We start from the raw sequence: 20,688 nt of genomic DNA on the forward strand, positions 1-20,688 counted from the left end.
CTTACTTTTTAGCAACGAAAAAAGTATACAAAAGGAGATAGGGATTTGTTAAAAATGACTATTGTTATAGTGATTTATATGTGCAATATCATCATTGACAAAATTCTTTCTGTTATGTAGTATAGAATCATATTATGTAAATATTTAACATATTCTGATGCTAGTTTTAATTATCTTTCTATCATTCTCATATGCTCCGCTAATTACTAATTTACCCGGAGCTTTCAACCGCTTACATCATATCCCGACTAGTATTATAACTGCTTCACGCTTCATTTACTTGTAAAAACAATACGCGATAATAATTTTATATAAGACTGTGCATAATGGCACGCCATTTATATAAATGATTTATGCTTGTTTTAATTCGGAAAAGAAGGGAGGTACAGAGTGTAGTATCAGCTTTACAGGTTGCAGCCATTATACAAAAATGCGGAGAGTATAAGCTAAGAATTCAGGATTTAGGTTCTTTGGCGATTAATTCAGAAAAGAGGTTAAAGGATGAGAAGAAAATTTAAAATTGCTATCGGCTTATTAACAATTGCTGCTATGGTAATTACTACGGTTACCGCAGTCATGCTTCCTACAGTTGTTTCGGCAAAAGTAACTAGTGAAGCTTATAACTGGCAGAATGTACAGATTGGCGGAGGCGGGTATGTAGATAATATTATTTACAATCCAGGGGAGAAAGACCTAATCTATGCAAGAACAGATATGGGTGGCGCATACCGCTGGAATCCGTCCACTGAAAGGTGGATTCCCTTAACAGATACGATCGGGTTTGATGACTGGAATAACCTGGGATGCGACAGTCTCGCAGCGGACCCGGTGGATACCAATCGTGTGTACATAGCAGCCGGTACCTATACAAATAACTGGGCAGTCTCCAATGGCTGTATCCTTCGTTCCGCAGATAAGGGGAACACCTGGCAGGTAACGCAGCTGCCCTTTAAGATAGGGGCCAATATGATGGGACGCTCTATGGGCGAACGTCTTGTAGTTGATCCTAAGAGTAACAATGTGCTTTATATGGGTACCCGTAACGGTAACGGTCTATGGAAGAGTACTGATTACGGCGTAACCTGGAGCAAAGTAACTACGTTTACCGAGACAGGTAACTTTGCACCTACTGACTTGGATTCCACCCTTTATGATAATACCCTTACCGGTGTGGTATGGGTTACCTTTGACCCACGCTCCAGTACTTCAGGTTTCCCCTGCCAGACAATCTATGTGGGTGTAGCCAATAAGGCAAAGAGCGGTGAAGCAGCAAAAGATACCATATTCTATACCACCAACGGCGGCTTAACCTGGAGCGCAGTAGCCGGGCAGCCAAAAGACGGCTATTTCCCTCATCACGGGGTACTCTCTTCAACGGGTATGCTATACATTCCTTACAGCAACGGTGTTGGTCCCTATGACGGCTCAAAAGGAGATGTCTGGAAATACAATACCAATACCGGAGTCTGGACAAAGATAAGTCCGGTTCCCTCCACCAGTGATGACAATTACTATGGTTATGGCGGTCTTTCTGTGGATGCACAGAAACCGGATACTCTTATTGTAGCCACACTAAACAGCTGGTGGCCGGATGCAAATATCTTCCGTTCTACGGATGGAGGGACTACCTGGACAAGGTTCTGGGATTGGAACGGTTATCCGGATCGTACCCTTCGCTATACCCAGGATATCTCTGTTTCACCCTGGCTTACTTTCGGAAAGCAGTCTATTCCGCCGGAACCCTTCCCGAAGATTGGCTGGATGATGGGCAATCTTTCAATTGACCCCTTCAATTCAAACCGTATGATGTACGGCACCGGTGCTACGGTGTACGGAACGGATAATCTTACGGCTATTGACACCGGCGGCTCAGTTAAGATTTCAGTAAAATCCTTAGGGATTGAACAGACGGCAGTACTTTCTCTGATAAGCCCTAACAGCGGCTCGGCTCATTTGGTCAGCGGACTTGGAGATGTTACAGGGTTTGTACACTCAGACCTGACAAAAGTTCCGGCTATGATGATGATTACACCTTATTTCTCATCTTCAACCGGCATGGACTATGCGGAATTAAACCCTACAAAATATGTAAGAGTGGGAAATACGGATGCAGGAACTAATCCCAGAATTGGTATCTCCTATGACTCCGGAAACAACTGGTCGGCGGGAACAAACTGCTGGTCGGCAACCAGTACGGATACTACCGGCGGTGGCAAGGTAGCCATATCGGCAGACGGTAATACCATAGTATGGGCACCCTCCGGGAAAACACCTTCCTATTCCACCACTTCCGGAAGTTCCTGGACAGCCTGCACCGGTCTGCCCGTTGACGCCTTTATAGCTTCTGACCGGGTAAACTCGAATAAATTCTATGGCTTTTCAGGAGGAACCTTCTATGTAAGTACCAATAAAGGAGCAACCTTTACGGCAGCTGCCACAGGGCTTCCGGATCCGGCTTCCAGTCCGTCACCGGAGACAACACCTGTCAGTTTTAAAGCAATGCCGGGCATTGAAGGGGATATCTGGCTTACCGGCGGAAGCGAAGGCTATGCATATGGTTTATGGCATTCCACGAATTCCGGTGCTACCTTTACGAAACTAAATAACGTGGAAGAAGCGGATGTAGTAGGTTTTGGTATGGCTGCACCCGGAGCAAGCTATATGGCCCTTTATATTTCTGCACAGATCGATGGGGTTAGAGGAATCTTCCGCTCCACAGATGCAGGTGCAAGCTGGGTAAGAATCAATGATGACAATCACCAGTATGGCAGAACAAATATGTGTATTACCGGTGACCCAAGAATCTATGGACGTGTGTATGTGGGTACCAATGGAAGAGGTATAGTCTATGGCGATACAACAGTAACACCTACAATAACACCAACACCTACTGCGACACCGACTCCCACCACAACCCCTACTGTAACGCCAACGGTAACACCAACAGTAACACCTACCACCACACCAACACCAACGAATTCCGCTATATCACCTACATCAGCTGCCTTTGATAAAAACACCGCCAAGCAGGCAGATATTACCGTTACAATTTCACCAAACGGTAATACACTGAATGGAATTAAGAATGGTACAACAGCACTTACTGCAGGAACAGATTATACGGTGTCAGGAAATACAGTTGTTATAAAGAAATCCTACCTGTCCGGAAGGCCGGTGGGTACTACAAGCCTAACCTTTGATTTTAGCGCGGGAAGTGATCCGGTATTAAGTATAATAGTTTCAGATACCACCAATAACGGCAGCAGCGGTTTGGCAGTTCAGATGTATAATAACGGGATTGCCTCCAGCACTCAAAGTATATCACCGCAGTTTAAGCTGGTGAATAACGGGAGCGCTGCTATTAGCCTGTCAGGAGTAAAGCTTCGATATTACTTCACAGAGGATGGGACTGCTGCACAGAACTTCTGGTGCGATTGGTCGTCTGTAGGCTCTGCCAATGTGACAGGTGCCTTTGTGAGTCTGTCCGCGGTTAAGACTACCGCAGACTGTTATCTTGAAATCAGTTTCTCCGGCAGTGCAGGAAGTCTGGCGGCGGGATCCAGTGCATTTATACAAACCAGATTCTCAAAATCTGATTGGAGTAACTATACACAAACCAATGACTATTCCTATAATTCCAGCAGTACAGCCTATGGTGACTGGAGTAAAGTTACAGCTTATCTGAATGGGAATTTAGTATGGGGAGTGGAGCCGTAGTAGTCTGGCTTTAGACTGCATATTCATAAAAAGGCCTGTGACACATGGAAATGTGGCACAGGCCTTTTTATGAAACCTTTCTATTTTTAAATAAATACTTACTCAAAAGTCTACGGTCAGTAGATTTATTTCAACCAGGAATATATTGGATTTAGAGAGATTTAGAGTATAATAATAGTAAAGAAAAGGAGGCTGAGCTGAAATGGAGAATGAACGAATCGGTTATTTTATTGCAGAGTGCCGTAAAGAAAAACAAATCACACAGCAAGAACTTGCTGACAAATTAAATATCACAAATAAAGCGGTTTCAAAATGGGAGACCGGAAAGGGCTTGCCGGATATTACAATTCTTACAGAGCTGGCAAAAATATTAGGTGTATCCTCAGACGAAATTCTTAGGGGTAAGAAAAATGAGAAAGAAAGCTCTTTTTCAGATGACAGGGTTGAAAATAAAGCTAGTGAAAAGGTGATGAATCACAGCAACGATATAGTGATAAATTATATGCTTCAAAAATCCATAACGAAATTTAAACTAATGGCTATGGTTAGTATTCTGTTATCCTTTGCCGGTATTATAATACAGTATTTTGTCTGGATGGATGCAAAGAATCTGACAGGGTGGTTATTTGGCTGTTGGATTGAAATCTGTGGTGCCGGTATCTTCTATTATTATAAAACAATCATGGAAAACCAAATGAAAGACTACAAGACCGTAACGGAAAAGGAAGTAGAGATAAAGGAGGTTAGTAGTCCATACCTAAGGCCGCTAATGACAGCATGGGGGATAATGCTAATGACGCTTATGTTATATGCAATTTAGGTATGAGGTATATCAGGAAGACAATGAAAGCAGCGGCATGAAAGATGCTGCTGTTTTTTCGCTATAAACGAATGAGTATCTGGCATATCATAACATTTTATTTTTCATAAACATTCGGAGACTTAGCTTAACATGAGCGGTGATATATTCTGATAGGAGAAAGAGAGCAACAGTAAGATTGGAGAATGGTAATTAATGTAATAACAGGTAGTAAAATATTTTTAATTATGTATAATTAATATAGATAATTTATCTAGTCAGACATGATATCAGGCTTTCATTTACCAGTGATGAATTATTGGATTATATGAACAGCTTTAACAGGCAAATGGAAGTGAACTGTCAAATTGAAGTCAAAGGGGGAGCATTATTCAATGAGTCTGGACAGGGAATGGAATCACCTTGAATTCACCCGTCATGAAGTGCCTGCAGCGCACCGTCCTTTAGAGGAGGAACTATCCTTCTATAATGCTGTCAAAGAGGGGAACCTTTCTATTGTGGAGGAAAACTGTGCCCGTCAGGTATTTCTTCAGTCCGAAGGAATGGGAATGTTATCAGAGAATTCTCTGCAGAATATAAGATATCATTTTGTTGTTACTGCAGCCATGATTACGAGGTATTGTATCGATGGCGGAATGGAAGCAGAGAAGGCTTACTGCCTCAGTGACTTTTATATACAAAAGATGGACAAAGGCCAAAGCAGAGATGAGATAGCTGATCTGCATCGGTCCATGTGTTTCGATTTCACCAGGAAAATGCAGCGGCTGCAAAGCCATAATGTCTTTTCCAAGCATATTGTACGGTGTATCGATTATATTTACAGCAATATGCACAGCAGGATTACCTTAAAAGACCTCAGTGTCCATCTGGACTTATCAGAGTGTTATCTGTCCAAGCTGTTTTTAGAGGAAGTAGGCATTTCTATCCATGAATATATCCGTGAAAAAAAGATGGAGAAGGCTAAGAACCTGTTAAAGTATTCCGATTATTGTATTGCAGACATTGCCAACTATCTCTCATATTCTTCCCAAAGTCATTTTACCCAGACCTTTGAGAAAGAGGTTGGCTTATCACCCAAAAAATACCGGGATAAATACTACAGAAAAAGCTGGAGCAGAGGGGTGGAGCTGCCTTAAGCTCCGGAGGTTCTTAGCCTTCCGAGAACATTAATTCTATTATTTCGTTATTTCAACTATGCTGACCCCGGTTAGTTCTATTATTCCGGCAGGGGTAGCTGCATCACCTATTTTGCCAAAGGAGAATACCAGATCACCTGCAGGGTCATTTTCACCATTCATAGTAAAGGTGCCAGTATAATTATATTCCTTATCTGCTGTGAGAGTAATGCCCTCGCCGCCGTAATAGGCATAGTCTTTTGAAGCATTTCCCATCAGAGCAAGTTCAACCTTACGGTCAACACTGGACTTGAAGGTAGCTTTTACTTGATAGGTTTTTCCCTTTTCGAAGAGAAGACCGCTCTGTTTTAACTGAATGTGCCAGTTTTGACTTCCTGTATTGGTGATAGCAAAGGTAAGCTTGCCGTTTTCTGCCTTATAGGTTGCGGCAGCACTGCTGTCCACGTAGGGAGACCAGTTCTTAAGACCTTCCGAAAAGCTTCCGTTTTGTACCATCTCTGTTCCGGATACGGTGACCTTCTCAATCCGTACATTATCAAGATAAACGGTGCCTTCTTTTCCTAACAGGAATTTCAAGGCAGCTGTGTTGACTTTCAGGTCGGAAGCTGTGGTAAGCTTAAACTTATAGTGTTTTGTTTGGGCAGATAATTTCGCCGTAAAGGTTTTACCGGCAACCGCTGCCTGAATTTCTTTCGCTTTTTCTGTCCGTGCGTCAAAGGTCAGTACATAGGAAGCTCCTGCCTGTAAGGCAAGACCGCTTTGTGCTACTATAACATCCTCCGATTTCTTAGAGGCAGAAGGAACCTGCACCTTCAAGCTTCTGACATAGTCTGTATTAGTAACTGAAATTTTCGCATTCACCTTGTTCCCATTGATATTCCAATATGCCAGACGGTTAGTTCCCTGATCAAAAGTACCGTTGTAGATATAGTTACCATCTGGCAAAGAGGTTTTTGCCGGTTTCGCCACATCAAGCTGTCCGGTCTTCACCAGACGCACATTTTTAAACTGCACGGCAGCTGTCGGATTACCAGACTTCTGAGCACCCAGGTTAAATTCCAACCGGCTGTTCTCGTCGGTATCGGCGTTCATGGTAAAGTCATAGGTATAGGTTTTATAATCGGTGGTCAAATTAACTGTCTGATCTTCTATATACTTTGTATAATTAAGGTCCGGCCCGTCAAGTCTTACGATCATGGTTCGGTCTGCAGCAGCCTTGGCATCATAAGTAATCCGATATTTACCGCCTTTGGACAGCGGAATTCCTGCCTGCATCGCCTGAACAGCATAATCTACCGTTCCTTCATTCTTTATAGTAACAGTCATAGCATTTTCTGCAATGGAAGCAGCCGCATCTCCGCCGCTCTGTGTCTTCAGAAACCAGCTGTCGGTATCATCCATTGCCTCTGCTTTGGAAAAATCACTATTTATGATGTAATTCCCAGCTGCATCAGGCTCTCTTAGGGTCACTTCTGCTTCCTTTAGAACTACATTTTCATTATAGGAAGGCTTCTGATATACCTTTACATAGTCTACCAGCATTTTTGCCTTGGCAAAGTCTGTGGTGGCATCCGGATTTCCCGGCCAGTTTCCCCCAACTGCAACATTTAATATCATATAAAACTCTTGATCAAAGGGTGCGGGATAGGTAATGGTTCCGACGCCATCCGTACTGGTGTACCATTTTGACTCTGACTTTGTTAATGTACCATCTACATAGAAGTTGATTTTACCAGGCTCCCATTCCATGGAAAATACATGATAAGCATCGGAAAAATCACCGGTCGATAAGCTTTTCGTTCCCTGGCTCTGCACATCAGTGCCGGTCTTGCTATAATGCAGTGTCTGATAGACCTTTGCCGGGTCATTGCCTAAAAGCTCCATAATATCAAGCTCCCCGCATTTGGGCCATCCACCGTACAGATCTTCCCTGGTTGGCATCATCCAGATAGCTGGCCAGATTCCCTGCCCTTTTGGCAGCTTAGCCCTGACTTCAATCTTTCCGTACTTAAAATCTGCTTTCTCTCGGGTATTAATTCTTCCGGAGGAATAAGTGATATTCCCTGTGACAGCATCCTTCGCTTTTACAGGTTGAATGACGAGATTCCCATCCTTTACATAGACATTATCCGAAGATTTCGTGTAGCTCTGCAATTCATTGTTAACCCAGCCCGGCTTATGCACCTCATAATTCCATTTGGAAGTATCCAGGGTATTCCCTGAGAAGTCATCACTCCAGACCAGTGAATATTTCTCTGAAGCTGCTGTATTTACTGTCGTTTTCCCCTGTACATCGACATGAAAGTATCCCGCCGGAACGACTGCTGTTAACAGGATTACTGCCCCAAGGGCAAGCAGTCTTAATTTCTTTTTTCTCATAAAGCATATCCTCCTTTTTTATGGGAATAGCGTATCATTTTTGTAAATGCAATAATATCATATTTTTTTTGCTTTTATCAGAATCTTGCTATAATGTGGAAGGAATATAGGAACTCTGTTCTGGAGAGATATTCGAGTCAGGATGCTGATTTTTTGAGGACGTTTTGAGGATTTGTTTAATAAATGAAATATGTGTTTTATTTTGCTGGCAATAGTGGTAAAATATGGGATATAAGCGAAAAAGAAAGGTTCTAGCGGAGGGTATTATGAAAGTATCAAAATCAATTGATTTTCTTCTCGAAAATGCAGGACCGGTAATTCAATACAGGCTGCGGAAAGAAATTCTTTGCAATCTAAAGAAAACAGAAGAAGAAAATCTATTGGAACAAATCTATCAAACGCCTAATTTTAAACTACTGGAGCGCTATGTCAAGCCTAATGGATATATTGGCAGCGGAGCACACAGTTGGGATAATTGGCGGGGGGTGATACTCCACAAAACACCTTTGCAGGATGGTGAAGCAGCTGCGAGGCTGCTGTCCTATTTCGCTATACCCAAAACGCACCCGGTTGTGGCAAATTTCGTTGCAGCAATGCGTGACGAAGAAATTATGCGAAAAGAATTTTCCTATATCCCACCTGAAGTAGAGCGATATGAAAATCGGTTCCGTGGAATCCGCAGCGGATTTTCATTGATGATTTTAGTCTATACTATGCAGGCCATGCTAGGTTACGGTGATGACGAGTATGTACAACCTTTTCAGAATGTTGCACTGGAAGCCTTTGAGAGTATATTACCGCTTTCATCACTCAATGAAATAACGAAGACACGTCAAAGCAAAGGGAAATATAACTATCCCTATATCGAGGAAGATACGAGTTTTCCCGGTCAATACCATTTAGAAGCTTTGGCTTATACAAACGCATGGCGAACGCCAGAAAATATAGTGCTGATAGCGAATGCACTTAATCATTATAATGCAATTCTACAAGGGACAAATCTTATTCACGTCAAGATCGGCTCGAAGTATTATGTTCCCTTTCCACTAAATATGTCAAACAGCCCTGTCCGGCCATTTCGTTCAGATGTAATTGACAATATAACTTATCGGCGCTTGCTGACAGAAATCGCAATGCTTGGTGTAGGTGAAAGTGTTGGGGTGATAAAAGATTCTATAGCGGGTATTGAGGAAGCTATAGGTGGAGATGGCATACTAAAAATGAGATTTGATTTGCCACATAACAAACGCTACTCCCCAAAGAACATTGAATATCCAACCCCTTATGTTGATGTACGTCTGGAACCGGATTATAAACGTAAATACGCCCTTGAATGCGATTTGACTTTTTGGGCGGTGCAATTATTATGTCTTTGTGGCAATGCAGAATTCTGAGAACGAGAAAAGGATATAAAGTTATCTGCTAAATATATTACTTAGGCTTATAGAATGCAAGTGAAATAGCAAAACAGAATTGACAGGAAGGTAACAGAATGATACAAGCAGTAATTTTTGACATGTTTGAAACTTTAATTACACACTATCACACTCCGCTATATTTTGGAGCCCAGATGGCTAAGGATGCAGGAATCCCGGAAGATAAATTCCAGTCACTCTGGCGGCCGACTGAGTATGAACGCACGATAGGAAAGTTAACATTTGAGAAAACATTAGAATCAATACTTAGAGAAAACAATTGTTATTCTGAAGCACTCTTAAAGAAAATTGTAGATAAGCGTGTAGCAGCAAAGGAAGAGTGTTTTAGATATTTACATCCCGAAATTATACCAATGCTTACAGCATTGAAAGAAAAAGGACTTTTGATTGGATTAATAAGTAACTGCTTTTCTGAGGAAGCGGACGTAATCCGAAGAAGTGAACTATTTACATATTTTGATGCGGTTTATCTTTCCTGTGAACAGGGGATTCAAAAACCAGAAGAGGAAATTTTTAAGAGGTGTTTGGAGAGCCTATCTGTGAAAGCAGAGAACTGTGTTTACATTGGAGATGGAGGCAGCAGTGAATTGGAAGCAGCCAGAAAACTTGGGATGAAAGCGGTTCAAGCAGTTTGGTATTTACAGGAAGGAACAACCCAACCTTCAAAACGAAAGCATGACTTTTTTCAATTAGAAAGACCCCTTGATGTGTTGAATTTGTTGTAAACTTGAATGTTTGTTCAATTCGAATATACCTTTTGATTGAAAGAATTTTATGAAATTCCCAGTTTCCGATTATTTAACACATAGGTAACTGCAAATTAAGATGTATATTATATATAGAATAAGAGGTAAAAATTATGTTTGAATTTAAAATTAATTTAGATGATGATGATTATTTATTATTTAATCAATATCATTTATTAAATAGTCCTTCAGGAAAAAAACTTTTGAGTGTAAATCGCTTTATCGCTCCCATCATATCTTTAATGCTCATATTTATATTTTGTATTTCAGGGGCTGATTTGGGTCTGATTATAGTTGAGGCTATTATATTGGGGATTATTTCTATTTGGTGGTTGTTTAACAGCAAAAAGAAGATTCTTAAATCCATGAATAAGAGAATAATGAAATTAAAAAAGGAAGGCAGGCTCCCTTATAGTAACGAAGCCATCTTAAAGTTCGATGATGAGAGAATTCATGAGATTACGCCAAATACGGAAAATACAACAAAGTATTCATTAATTGAAAAAGTTGCTGTAACAGAAAAAGCTATCTATATTTATATTAGTTCTATACAGGCATATATTCTTCCTATAACCGCTTTTTCAGGTGAAATGGAAAAACAAAAATTTTTAGAGTTTATTAATAGGAAAGCTGAGATATTAAAAGATACAAAATAAGCTTAAGAATGAAGTTACTATATAAAACAGGAGGTTATTATGAATAGGTTAATTACAGAGACTTTACGAAGCCAGTTTGATTCTACATTTCATATGGCACAAGTACTAGTAAAGGTTTGTCCCGAGGATATCTGGGCCGAATCCTATAACGAAGTGCCTTTTTGGCAGCAGGTTTTTCACTATGTTTATTACATAGATTTCTGGATGCGGGAAAAACATGATGATAGTGAATGGCGTTCAATGATTTTTGATGATGCTTATACCACCGATTTGTATGCAGAGAGTTATGAAGGATTATATATCTCTCAAGTTAAAATGCTGGAATACCTTGATGTAATACAAAAGAAATCTACTTACTTGTTTGATAATCTAAATGATGAAAAATTGAGCACTTCCGTGTTTGGAAATAATCCGCAATTTACTTATGCGGATGTAATTATAGGACAGATAAGACATATCATGTATAATATTGGCTACTTAAATGGAATTTTGCGGGAATTGGGATTGCCGGAATCGGATTGGTATGCCTATAATGAGCCGGAAGGGTCGTAAACATATTTACACGGTGATAAGAGAAGTGCAGGAAGTTGCAGAGGATATATTGCTATGGGATTTTGGATTTTTATGTTGATTATTGATTTACTAATTCCTGTTACGATGATTGGGTATGGAAGAAGCTTTTGGAAAAAAGCACCCAAAGAAATAAATGCAGTATATGGGTATAGAACATCAATGTCCATGAAAAATAGAGATACCTGGGTTTTTGCTCATAATTACTTTGGTAAGCTGTGGTTTATAAGTGGAATGATTTTACTGCCGATATCAGTAATTCCTATGCTTTGTATTATTGGAAGGACAGAAAATGTAGTTGGGACGGTAGGTGGGGTAGTATGTTTTGTTCAAATGATACCTCTTACTGGTGTAATTATTCCCACGGAAATAGCACTTAAAAGACATTTTGACAAAAATGGATACAGGCGTAAGTGAAGATATAGGTAATTGGAATATAAGGAGAAGGAAGTTTGTTAATAAATATAGGAAATCATGAATTTACAGAAGTTTGGGATGGTGTCCTATATAAAAAACTTTCTAATTACCCCAATATTAGCGATTGGGAACTGCGCAACATCCTGGAGTTTGCTGAGTATGAAAAGAATCACGGAAGAAACTGTGAGATTGTATGTGAAGAAAGCAGAATACTTCATTTGGTTCAAGAAGCATTCAGTCAAAAAGAGAAATATATGGGCATCCCAAAGCCGGATAAGATTTCAGAATGTACAGCATGTCCAAAACGAAAGGGATGTATGACTGATTTGGTTTGCCATACCACATCCATAGAGAATGCTATAAGTATTTTTAAGTGTGGAAGTCTCTTATCGGCACTAAATGTCAGAAGAGTACCGGTTGAACAGCTGATGGCTGAGGATAGAAATGCAGCAGGCGACCCAGCTGATTACTTTGAGTATATTATGTTCGCATGGGGGAATTGCCAAGCAGGAGACAGGCTGGTCATGGAACGAAAATTAAAACGGTTTCCAACAGAGGAGGATTTAAGCAGTCATTTTACACCTGGGATTAGATTTTATTTTAAATATGATGAGCTTATAAATCATCCTGCCTGTATATGTGATGGTGTTTTACCGATGAAAGTAAAAGATGAAGTGATTTTAAAGGATTGGATATATAAAATTGTAGTGCCAGTTGAAGCAAAGGAAGCAATAGAAAAATATATACCTAATATGTTAAATGAGAATATTGTATATGTAGAAAATAATGGTTTGGATATTTGGGACTGGTCTGAAAAAGTATATTCTCTTGTTCAATCGCTTCAGTGATGAGGTATTAATGGTAAAACGTTTTTGAGATATGTTATGGAAAGAGTAAATAAATAAAAATTTCATGATTAAAGTGGAGGAAACAAATGTATCAGCATCATATAGAATCAATCGAAAATATGAAGAATTATTTTGCAGCGAAAGAAGAAGTGATTGCGCTCGTCTTTGGAGGATCTGTAGCAAAAGGATGTGAAAGGGAAGATTCCGACTTAGATGCAATGGTTGTTATTTCTGATGAAAAATATGCAGAACGAAAAGCTCGAAATGCTACTGCAGAAACAATTGATGATTTGTGTACATATGCTAGCGGTTATATCGATGTAAAATATATGACGAAGCAGTTCTTAAAAGATGCAGCCGAAAAAGGAAGTGAGCCTTCCAGAAATGCCTTTGTGAAAGCAAAAGTCCTGTTTACGAAGGACTCAGAAATTCCTGATATTGTAGCCAAAATCCCTGTGTTTCAAGAGAAGGAAAAAGATGAAAAAATGTTATCTTTTTATTCAGACTTTTGGTTAAATTATTATTACTTTTTAAAAAGCTGTCCTGTAGATGGTTATATGCAGCTACATGCCACCAATGAAGTAATCTACAGTATATATCGTATGGTATTACAGCAAAATAATATATTATTTCCCAGCAATCGTAGACTTGAAGAATTTGTAAACTCTATATCAACGGATACCAAGCATCTTGTAAGCCTTGGTAAAAAATTTGCTGCATCCCAAAATATCAAGGATGGAGACGAATTTGTAGACTGCTTCTTTAAGCTGATAGATTACAAATTTCCGGAAGATATAGGTGTTGTATTATCACAGTATACAACAGATTTCGAGCAATGGTGGAGAAACCCCAGACCGAATATCAATGAATGGTAAATAGCGAAACCCCACTTCTGTGAAAGGATAACGCCTTTATGAAATGGATAGAACAATACCCAAAGAATGTTAAGCCTTCTTATGAGCAATTAATCGAGTTTCTACCGGAAAGAATTCGCGAGCTTTTTTTTCTTTTCGACAACATAATGGCGTCCAGTTATAAAGTGTATAATAACTACCCGCGTTTTGACAAAACTTCCGGCTGGATATATGGCTATTGCCGAAATTATCGTGTTGAGTTATTATTTGTTACTATCGGCGATAATTCTTTCAAGGCTTTAGGTGTAACTGTTATAGATGAGGATTCTTTAAATGACCTGCTTGAAAGATGCAAGGAAAAATATGAAGATGGTTATGAAGAAAGATATGCACTATTAACAGCTGCGAAAAAAGCAAATCAAATAAACAGGTCAAAGGCTCGTATGGCTCGTGAGAAAGAGGAACTTAAGGAGCTGACTGAAAACATTGATCTTTCAAAGTTTAATAAATGTAAATGGGCTGAAAAAGTATCGCGAAATAAGTTAGTCAAACTATATCAGGACGAAGCAAAAGGTCTTCTGGATGAACATTTGCTGGATGAAATCGGATACACCTTTTATGCCCGCTGCAAGCAGGCCAGAGATACCCGTGAAGGTTTAGAAAGAGGTGAAATAATCTGTCATCACTGCAATGCAGTGCATAAAGCCGTCAGTTATACCGGCCTGATAGCCTGCCCATGCGGATACTATTATACATACCGGGAATACCGCCGCAGTTGTAACGCAAATAATGTGCCCGGAGGACGCGCTACAGAAATATTTAACGCTTTTACGGATAACTGGCTGCTGTGTAAAACCACAAGTGAAAAGATGCTGTTAATAGACGGGTTGGTTCACGAATGTCATGTTAGTGCTATGACAGGTGAAAAGGGCAGAAGTGTTTGCATGAATTTAATGGAAGGGACCCTTTCTCAGATAAAAGATATGCTGGAAATGTTGGCAGGAAGTAAATGAGACAAAAATAGAGGTAGATATGATACAAATATACTGGATTACTTGTTCCATCATAAGCTGGCTGGTAATAGCTACTATCATTAATTGTATACTTATGGGAGTTCCCATACCAACCATTTCAAAAAAAAGTTATCCCCCAGCACATATTATAAAAAGTGAAAATGTTATCAACATTCAACAAAACTTTGAATGTTCCGGGTATTCCACGGCATACCTCATGCGGCATTTAGGAATGCAGGTGAATGGGGAAGACCTCTATAAAATAATGCCGAATAAAATGAAAAATGGATGTGTTTATCCAAAAGGGGTTGTAAGGTTGTTAAATCAACAAGGCCTTAAAGCCACCCTTCGTATTGGAACGATAGCAGAGCTGAAAAAAGAGGTTAGCAAAGATATTCCTGTTATCGTATTTATTAAAGTACATAAAGATCAAAGTTATTTGCATTTTGTTCCTGTTATTGGATATGATGAAGAATATTTTTATATAGCAGAATCCCTTAAAGAGTTAGTGAATGTAGAGGATATGAGCTGCAACCGCCAGGTATCGATTTCTGAGTTCAAAGAGATTTGGAATACAAGTGATTGGAAGATGCCCTTTTATAAAAATGTATATATCACAGTTAGTTCAAAGAAGTAATTCGAGGTTAGATACATTTAGTGATACTGGATAAAGCATATGGATGGAAAACAATGAGTAGCCCATTTGTTTACAAGGGAATTTCCTTTATGTTATCCTTAATAGGATGGGTATTTTGTTAACAATTTCTCTGGATCGTAAATACGGATTAATCAAATAAAACAATTAAATGGGAGGACATTTCATGCAGAATATAAGAATAATCAAAATACCGCAATTAAAAGTAGTAAGCTCAGGGGCAATAACTAACATGGAGGAATTTGAGGCCTTTGATAAATGGTGGTCAAAAATAGACGTAAGTCATTATATCACACCGCGTGACTTTATGTGGTATAACGAGAAAGAGAAATGTATGGAATGGGTTTTCGCTGTACCTGATAATTATAATAACTTTGATAAATATAAATTAATAGATTTTCCAGGTGGTCTATATGCGGTTGCAACATCGAAGGACACGGAGGAAGATTGCAATAATACAAAAGAACAGATTCGCAAATGGGTTATTGAAAGTGGTTGCTTTGAATTATCAACTACTAATAACGATATAACAACGCGCTATACAATGTCTCATGTAATAACACCAAAAATATTTAATACAAAGATGGGATATCATCTAACTGATAATTTTGTTCCTATTGTAGCAATATAGTAATTATGGTGAAAGGTGATAAATTGATATACATAGCAAATTCTGATTGGAGTCCTACTAAAAGGAATCCATTTACAACCGACGGTACATACGATGAAAATTGGTCATCCTTTATATACGATCCAAGCATAACTTATTTTACGAATGTCTATCCTGAATCAAAGCTGCATGTGATTAGATTCTCTCCGGATGCTGACAAAAATTACATACGTTTATTTGACTTTTTAAATTATGAAACCTCTTATCAAAGAAATGTAATAATAAAAGTATGCTTAGGCATGAATGCGGAAGATATAATTGAGCTCTTCCACAAAACATCACACCGGATTGAATACCGCAGTACTGATGAAAAATATATGGTACACAGTACAACGCTGTCTGCCTGGGAGTCAATTAAGCAAGATGGAGGATTATTATCCCCTAATTTATTAAAGAAGAATAACAGAGCGGTAAATGAAATTGGATTAAAACCACTGAATGAGCCGAAGGATTATTCTGATTACATTATGTTGGATGTACTTGACGGTTGTGGTGAACTTGTTGTAAATTCCCATAACCTTGGATATGTCTGTATTGATCCAGATATTAATTATATACCAGGTGTAAGATTATATTTCGATGTGAAGAAAATATTTGCAGCCGGATTAGTAACTCGTGATGGATTACACCTGGTTAAGGTAAAGGACAGGCTCCCATTACAGGATTGTCTACTTGCTACTATTACGGCAAATGACTTTGAATCGAGTATACAGTGGACTCCGTCTTTGTTTACCCAAAAAGCAAATGAACTCTTCTATTCGAAATTCATAGGATGAGCAAAACGAGAAGTCAATATAACTTCCCGTTATATTAATAAAGTCAATAAGAAATTGAGGTTTTACTAGTTGTTAAATTAAAAGAGGAGGTATTAATATTATGGATGAGGAATTGAAGATTAAAATGTATTCGTTTACGATGGATTGCAAAGACCCCCATGAGTTAGCAAAATTTTATGGGGCTTTACTTAATTGGGAAGTAATGTCTATGGATGAAGGCTGGGCATGTGTGTATGCACCAGGGACCTATCAGGGAACCTATCCTTCTATATTATTTCAACAAAACCCTGAGTATAAACCGCCTGTGTGGCCGGAAAAGCCGGATGCCCAACAGCAGATGGCACATCTGGACTTTGCTGTAAATGATTTGGAGAAAGCAGTTCAACATGCAATTCATTGTGGAGCAGTAATTGCAGAGGAGCAATTTTCTGATGATTGGAGAGTTATGCTTGACCCTGCCGGACACCCTTTTTGCTTATGTCAAATGAAATCAATAATTGAGAGTCCCCAATTTGGGTTGTTATAAAAATCATCAAGTAATTCACAAATTACCGGAGGCAGAATGATTACAGAAAAAGAAATTACAGCTATACTTAAAAATGAGCTGCAGCCATTTCCTTACATATATGCATTATGGTTAGAGGGTTCCTTTGCTATGGGACATGCGGACGAATATTCAGATATCGATTACTGGATTGATGTTGAAGATGACTATGTAAAAGATGCTTTGGACCATGTTGAAACTGCCCTAAGAAAATTAGGTGAGCTGGATGAGCGGGACGAAACCGGAAATGATCATCCGAAGCTTGGTCAGATTGTATATCATATAAAGGGTTCAAGTCCGTATTTGGTATTGGACTTTAATTGGCAGCTCCACTCAAGGGACAGAAAGGAATATCATTACATTAAGAATGATATCGTAGAAGGAGCCCTGGTTATATTTGATAAAGACGAGGTTATACGATTTGAAGAAGCTGATGCTCAGGAAATTATTAAAAACAAAGAAAATTGTAAACAGGAATGTGATTACAGATACAGCCAGCATCTCCGGGTAAGAAAATATATTAGCAGAGGCACTTTCCCGGAAAGTTACGCATATTACAATAAGTTTGTTATTGAGCCTCTTGTTATGCTTTTGAGATTAAAGTATACCCCTTTATATCCATACCATTATTTACTTCATATCTCAATGCATATGCCAAGGGTAGTGGTTGCTCGTCTGGAGAAGTTGATTCAAGTGAAATCCTTGGATGAGATGGAAGTTAGAATAAAGGACGCAGAAGAATGGTATCAGGAACTGCATGAAGAACTTTATTGAGACACATAGGAACATTTCAATATATATTTGAAACCGAACTGGATTCATTATGATATAATAAGAAGGAGAGCCCTTATATGGTGCATTTAGTTTATTGTGATAATTCCGGAAAGACAGGAGAACGCGTCCTGAATAAAATTCTGAACGGAACAAAGACGATGGTAGTGAGAGGCGCTGCCGGCCGAAAAATCCCACATAGCAGAGTGTTTGAAGGTGAGACTTTGTATTTCATGGAAAAGGGAACTACTGAAATATCTGTTCAGGCAACAGTTAAAGCTGTTCAAAATTATGCCAAGCTCACGGATGATGAAATTGTAAAAATTCTTGAGGAGAATCAAAGCAAACTAAACTTAACTGATAAACAAAAGGAGCGCTGGCATAAAAAGTGCCTGTGTCTTGTTGAATTTTCCGATATAAGAACTATTGAGCCGGCCCTTACTTTTGAACATCAAGGTAATATGGACGATTGGTTAATCCTTGAAAAAATTGAAGATGTAGTTGCTGGAACCAGTGTTCCATATAACTATGAAAAATCAAGGTTTTAATTATGGCGGTGTGGAATCCATGGAGAGGCTGCCACAAGTATAGTGAAGGCTGCAGATTCTGTTATATACATAAGGGCGATAGCAAACGAGGCATTGATACGAACGACATTATACAAACAGATAAATTTAGGGCTCCTATCGAGAAAAATAAAAAAGGTGAATACCGAATCAAAGGGGGACAAGTAGTCTATTTATGCTTTTCCTCTGATTTTTTACTGCCTGATGCAGATGCTTGGAGAGTTGCTTGCTGGCAAATGATAAAAGAACGGTCAGACCTGCATTTTATTTTCTTAACAAAACGGATAGAACGTTTTCAGGATTGTATTCCTGATGATTGGGGAGCTGGCTATGATAATGTTACGGTGGGATGTACCATAGAAAATCAGGAAATGGCAGATTACAGACTGTCTATTTTTAGTAAGCTGCTAATCAAGCATAAAAATGTTATTTGTCAGCCTCTTATAGAGCAGGTCGATATTGAAAAATACCTTGATGATGTTGAACTTGTGGTGGTTGGCGGTGAATCAGATTACAATGCACGGCCTTTGAACTATGATTGGGTATTGTCACTAAGATCCCAATGCATCAATACAGATACTCATTTTGAATTTAGACAATGCGGTACACATTTTGTGAAAGATGGGAAAAATTATACCCTTAAAGTTCAGCAGCTTTGCAGTCAAGCCAAAAAGGCAGACATTAATTTTTAGGCTTGTCTGTACCAAAGACCGGAGGAGTTAAAATATGAATATCACCGTGATTGGCGGTTCTGATGGACCGGTATCTATATTGATTGCTGAAAATAACAAAGCAAGTTGGATAAATCTATTTGGTTTAGTAATTGTTATATTGATGTTACTCCCCAACATTATCTATGCTGTAAAGTTTCATGGTATTGAGAATAAATGCAAAAATAAAGTAATGAGTTGGATTGAACAAATAGGCAGATATTCATCAATGTTTCTCATTATTTTCAATATTGGCTTGGCTGAGTTTGGTTTCCCCTCAGCAGAGGCATATATAACTTATTTTGTTGGTAACACAGTGTTTTTGATTTTATATTGGTGCATCTGGATTCTGTATTTTCATAAAATAACTTTTTGGAAAAGCATGACCCTTGCGGTTATACCGACGGCAATCTTTCTATTAAGCGGGATAACCTCTAGGCACTACTTGTTAGTAATAAGCGCTGTTGCTTTTGGAATTGGACATATTTATGTAACCCACCAAAATGCAAGGTAAAGGCAGGTTATACAGATTGTTTATTCATAAGAGGTTCCTATAAGTTATGAATAACGTATACTAAGAGGAGAAGGTATGACAAATAAAGAAATCATGAGGATTGCGCTGCAGCAATCCGCTATTGACAGCAATTGCAGCATAGATGATTTTAGAAAGACTGAGAATATAATAGTAATCTCTGAAAAAAATTCCGATGCCAGAAGGTATTTGGAGTTGCCATTTTACTGTGATTTGACATCCTATGGAAGTAACATAGTAGCCTCTGTTTCTGAGGAATTAGTAGATATAGTAAGTGAATATATAAACAAATTTCCTGTTGAGCATTGTCTTGAAACACCTAACTTACACGTATTAATGGAAAGGCTCAAAGATTTTCAACTAAATATCTGCTTTATGGCGGAATATTTCTTACCGGACATGGATTCTATTAAACCCTTAGCCTGTAATTATGAAACTAAGATTCTGGAAGAAGGAATGTTTGAAGAATATTATTTGCCGGAATGGAGTAATGCGTTATGTAACGACCGCAAGCAGTTAGACAAGTTGGCTGTTGGTGCATATGACCGTGGTAAACTAATCGGCCTTGCTGGGTGTTCTGCGGATTGCGATACGATGTGGCAGATAGGAGTCGATGTATTGCCTGAATACAGACAGCAAGGGATTGCTTCCAGTCTTACAAGTATACTTGCCAGTGAAGTACTAGACAGGAATATCGTACCGTTCTATTGCTGCGCCTGGTCCAATATTAAGTCAGCGAGAAATGCGGTTAAAAGCGGCTTCAGACCGGCGTGGGTCCAGGTTACCGCAAAAACAAATGATTTTATTGCAAATATGAACAAGTAGGTTCATTAGTAAATAAATATAGGATACGGGAGGTAACTAAGATGTTA

21 protein-coding genes are annotated in these 20,688 nt (G+C 38.9%); 20 read left to right on the forward strand and 1 reads right to left on the reverse strand.

The window, feature by feature from the left end; all coding sequences use genetic code 11:
* Nucleotides 1-501 precede the first annotated feature (501 nt).
* From bsdcttw_RS00925 to bsdcttw_RS00935, 3 genes are all read left to right on the forward strand, one after another.
* On the forward strand, nucleotides 502-3,717 hold the full coding sequence (locus bsdcttw_RS00925; protein ID WP_185257592.1) for a X2-like carbohydrate binding domain-containing protein: 3,216 nt from the start codon (nucleotides 502-504) through the stop codon (nucleotides 3,715-3,717).
* A gap of 202 nt (nucleotides 3,718-3,919) precedes the next feature.
* A complete protein-coding gene (locus bsdcttw_RS00930) occupies nucleotides 3,920-4,537 on the forward strand; it encodes a helix-turn-helix domain-containing protein (protein ID WP_185257593.1) in 618 nt (205 codons plus the stop codon).
* A gap of 374 nt (nucleotides 4,538-4,911) precedes the next feature.
* Nucleotides 4,912-5,673: a helix-turn-helix domain-containing protein gene (locus bsdcttw_RS00935; RefSeq protein ID WP_185257594.1), complete on the forward strand. Its 762-nt coding sequence runs from the start codon at nucleotides 4,912-4,914 to the stop codon at nucleotides 5,671-5,673.
* Between the two features lie 39 nt (nucleotides 5,674-5,712).
* Here bsdcttw_RS00935 and bsdcttw_RS00940 read toward each other — a convergent pair whose 3' ends face one another.
* Nucleotides 5,713-8,052: a carbohydrate binding domain-containing protein gene (locus bsdcttw_RS00940; RefSeq protein ID WP_185257595.1), complete on the reverse strand. Its 2,340-nt coding sequence runs from the start codon at nucleotides 8,050-8,052 to the stop codon at nucleotides 5,713-5,715.
* Nucleotides 8,053-8,318: 266 nt separating this feature from the next.
* Here bsdcttw_RS00940 and bsdcttw_RS00945 point away from each other — a divergent pair, with 266 nt between their 5' ends.
* From bsdcttw_RS00945 to bsdcttw_RS01025, 17 genes are all read left to right on the forward strand, one after another.
* Nucleotides 8,319-9,446, forward strand: coding sequence for a hypothetical protein (locus bsdcttw_RS00945; protein WP_185257596.1), 1,128 nt, complete (start codon nucleotides 8,319-8,321; stop codon nucleotides 9,444-9,446).
* Nucleotides 9,447-9,544: 98 nt separating this feature from the next.
* Complete coding sequence (locus tag bsdcttw_RS00950) at nucleotides 9,545-10,213, forward strand: HAD family hydrolase (RefSeq protein WP_185257597.1); 669 nt, start codon at nucleotides 9,545-9,547, stop codon at nucleotides 10,211-10,213.
* A 134-nt stretch (nucleotides 10,214-10,347) separates the two neighbouring features.
* On the forward strand, nucleotides 10,348-10,890 hold the full coding sequence (locus bsdcttw_RS00955) for a YcxB family protein (protein ID WP_185257598.1): 543 nt from the start codon (nucleotides 10,348-10,350) through the stop codon (nucleotides 10,888-10,890).
* Between the two features lie 39 nt (nucleotides 10,891-10,929).
* A complete protein-coding gene (locus bsdcttw_RS00960) occupies nucleotides 10,930-11,442 on the forward strand; it encodes a DinB family protein (protein WP_185257599.1) in 513 nt (170 codons plus the stop codon).
* Nucleotides 11,443-11,496: 54 nt separating this feature from the next.
* On the forward strand, nucleotides 11,497-11,877 hold the full coding sequence (locus bsdcttw_RS00965; protein WP_185257600.1) for an SdpI family protein: 381 nt from the start codon (nucleotides 11,497-11,499) through the stop codon (nucleotides 11,875-11,877).
* 35 nt (nucleotides 11,878-11,912) lie between these two features.
* On the forward strand, nucleotides 11,913-12,725 hold the full coding sequence (locus bsdcttw_RS00970; protein WP_185257601.1) for a phosphate ABC transporter ATPase: 813 nt from the start codon (nucleotides 11,913-11,915) through the stop codon (nucleotides 12,723-12,725).
* A gap of 86 nt (nucleotides 12,726-12,811) precedes the next feature.
* Complete coding sequence (locus bsdcttw_RS00975) at nucleotides 12,812-13,600, forward strand: nucleotidyltransferase domain-containing protein (RefSeq protein ID WP_185257602.1); 789 nt, start codon at nucleotides 12,812-12,814, stop codon at nucleotides 13,598-13,600.
* A gap of 38 nt (nucleotides 13,601-13,638) precedes the next feature.
* A complete protein-coding gene (locus bsdcttw_RS00980; RefSeq protein WP_207726474.1) occupies nucleotides 13,639-14,592 on the forward strand; it encodes a hypothetical protein in 954 nt (317 codons plus the stop codon).
* 19 nt (nucleotides 14,593-14,611) lie between these two features.
* Nucleotides 14,612-15,229 carry a C39 family peptidase gene (locus tag bsdcttw_RS00985; RefSeq protein ID WP_185257604.1) on the forward strand — a complete coding sequence of 206 codons (618 nt, stop codon included), beginning with the start codon at nucleotides 14,612-14,614 and terminating at the stop codon, nucleotides 15,227-15,229.
* 184 nt (nucleotides 15,230-15,413) lie between these two features.
* Nucleotides 15,414-15,878 carry a GyrI-like domain-containing protein gene (locus tag bsdcttw_RS00990; protein WP_185257605.1) on the forward strand — a complete coding sequence of 155 codons (465 nt, stop codon included), beginning with the start codon at nucleotides 15,414-15,416 and terminating at the stop codon, nucleotides 15,876-15,878.
* A gap of 23 nt (nucleotides 15,879-15,901) precedes the next feature.
* Entirely contained in the window at nucleotides 15,902-16,693 is a 792-nt protein-coding gene (locus bsdcttw_RS00995; protein WP_185259641.1) for a hypothetical protein, read from the forward strand.
* Between the two features lie 100 nt (nucleotides 16,694-16,793).
* Nucleotides 16,794-17,219 carry a VOC family protein gene (locus bsdcttw_RS01000; RefSeq protein WP_185257606.1) on the forward strand — a complete coding sequence of 142 codons (426 nt, stop codon included), beginning with the start codon at nucleotides 16,794-16,796 and terminating at the stop codon, nucleotides 17,217-17,219.
* Between the two features lie 36 nt (nucleotides 17,220-17,255).
* Nucleotides 17,256-18,011 carry a nucleotidyltransferase domain-containing protein gene (locus bsdcttw_RS01005; RefSeq protein WP_185257607.1) on the forward strand — a complete coding sequence of 252 codons (756 nt, stop codon included), beginning with the start codon at nucleotides 17,256-17,258 and terminating at the stop codon, nucleotides 18,009-18,011.
* Between the two features lie 77 nt (nucleotides 18,012-18,088).
* On the forward strand, nucleotides 18,089-18,556 hold the full coding sequence (locus bsdcttw_RS01010; RefSeq protein ID WP_185257608.1) for a hypothetical protein: 468 nt from the start codon (nucleotides 18,089-18,091) through the stop codon (nucleotides 18,554-18,556).
* 2 nt (nucleotides 18,557-18,558) lie between these two features.
* On the forward strand, nucleotides 18,559-19,266 hold the full coding sequence (locus tag bsdcttw_RS01015) for a DUF5131 family protein (RefSeq protein WP_185257609.1): 708 nt from the start codon (nucleotides 18,559-18,561) through the stop codon (nucleotides 19,264-19,266).
* A 34-nt stretch (nucleotides 19,267-19,300) separates the two neighbouring features.
* Nucleotides 19,301-19,798, forward strand: a complete 498-nt coding sequence (locus tag bsdcttw_RS01020) for a hypothetical protein (RefSeq protein WP_225903756.1) — start codon at nucleotides 19,301-19,303, stop codon at nucleotides 19,796-19,798.
* A 75-nt stretch (nucleotides 19,799-19,873) separates the two neighbouring features.
* Nucleotides 19,874-20,641 (forward strand): GNAT family N-acetyltransferase, encoded by a 768-nt coding sequence (locus bsdcttw_RS01025; RefSeq protein ID WP_185257610.1) that lies wholly within the window; start codon nucleotides 19,874-19,876, stop codon nucleotides 20,639-20,641.
* Nucleotides 20,642-20,688: the final 47 nt, after the last annotated feature.

It is taken from the genome of Anaerocolumna chitinilytica, assembly GCF_014218355.1.
Classification (GTDB): Bacteria; Bacillota; Clostridia; order Lachnospirales; family Lachnospiraceae; genus Anaerocolumna; species Anaerocolumna chitinilytica.

Excerpts from the sequence above, each read along its gene's own strand:
- bsdcttw_RS00925 (WP_185257592.1), top strand. The coding sequence starts at position 502 with ATGAGAAGAAAATTTAAAATTGCTATCGGCTTATTAACAATTGCTGCT.
- bsdcttw_RS00930 (WP_185257593.1), top strand. The coding sequence starts at position 3,920 with ATGGAGAATGAACGAATCGGTTATTTTATTGCAGAGTGCCGTAAAGAA.
- bsdcttw_RS00935 (WP_185257594.1), top strand. The coding sequence starts at position 4,912 with ATGAGTCTGGACAGGGAATGGAATCACCTTGAATTCACCCGTCATGAA.
- bsdcttw_RS00940 (WP_185257595.1), bottom strand. The coding sequence starts at position 8,052 with ATGAGAAAAAAGAAATTAAGACTGCTTGCCCTTGGGGCAGTAATCCTG.
- bsdcttw_RS00945 (WP_185257596.1), top strand. The coding sequence starts at position 8,319 with ATGAAAGTATCAAAATCAATTGATTTTCTTCTCGAAAATGCAGGACCG.
- bsdcttw_RS00950 (WP_185257597.1), top strand. The coding sequence starts at position 9,545 with ATGATACAAGCAGTAATTTTTGACATGTTTGAAACTTTAATTACACAC.
- bsdcttw_RS00955 (WP_185257598.1), top strand. The coding sequence starts at position 10,348 with ATGTTTGAATTTAAAATTAATTTAGATGATGATGATTATTTATTATTT.
- bsdcttw_RS00960 (WP_185257599.1), top strand. The coding sequence starts at position 10,930 with ATGAATAGGTTAATTACAGAGACTTTACGAAGCCAGTTTGATTCTACA.
- bsdcttw_RS00965 (WP_185257600.1), top strand. The coding sequence starts at position 11,497 with ATGGGATTTTGGATTTTTATGTTGATTATTGATTTACTAATTCCTGTT.
- bsdcttw_RS00975 (WP_185257602.1), top strand. The coding sequence starts at position 12,812 with ATGTATCAGCATCATATAGAATCAATCGAAAATATGAAGAATTATTTT.
- bsdcttw_RS00980 (WP_207726474.1), top strand. The coding sequence starts at position 13,639 with ATGAAATGGATAGAACAATACCCAAAGAATGTTAAGCCTTCTTATGAG.
- bsdcttw_RS00985 (WP_185257604.1), top strand. The coding sequence starts at position 14,612 with ATGATACAAATATACTGGATTACTTGTTCCATCATAAGCTGGCTGGTA.
- bsdcttw_RS00990 (WP_185257605.1), top strand. The coding sequence starts at position 15,414 with ATGCAGAATATAAGAATAATCAAAATACCGCAATTAAAAGTAGTAAGC.
- bsdcttw_RS01000 (WP_185257606.1), top strand. The coding sequence starts at position 16,794 with ATGGATGAGGAATTGAAGATTAAAATGTATTCGTTTACGATGGATTGC.
- bsdcttw_RS01005 (WP_185257607.1), top strand. The coding sequence starts at position 17,256 with ATGATTACAGAAAAAGAAATTACAGCTATACTTAAAAATGAGCTGCAG.
- bsdcttw_RS01010 (WP_185257608.1), top strand. The coding sequence starts at position 18,089 with ATGGTGCATTTAGTTTATTGTGATAATTCCGGAAAGACAGGAGAACGC.
- bsdcttw_RS01015 (WP_185257609.1), top strand. The coding sequence starts at position 18,559 with ATGGCGGTGTGGAATCCATGGAGAGGCTGCCACAAGTATAGTGAAGGC.
- bsdcttw_RS01020 (WP_225903756.1), top strand. The coding sequence starts at position 19,301 with ATGAATATCACCGTGATTGGCGGTTCTGATGGACCGGTATCTATATTG.
- bsdcttw_RS01025 (WP_185257610.1), top strand. The coding sequence starts at position 19,874 with ATGACAAATAAAGAAATCATGAGGATTGCGCTGCAGCAATCCGCTATT.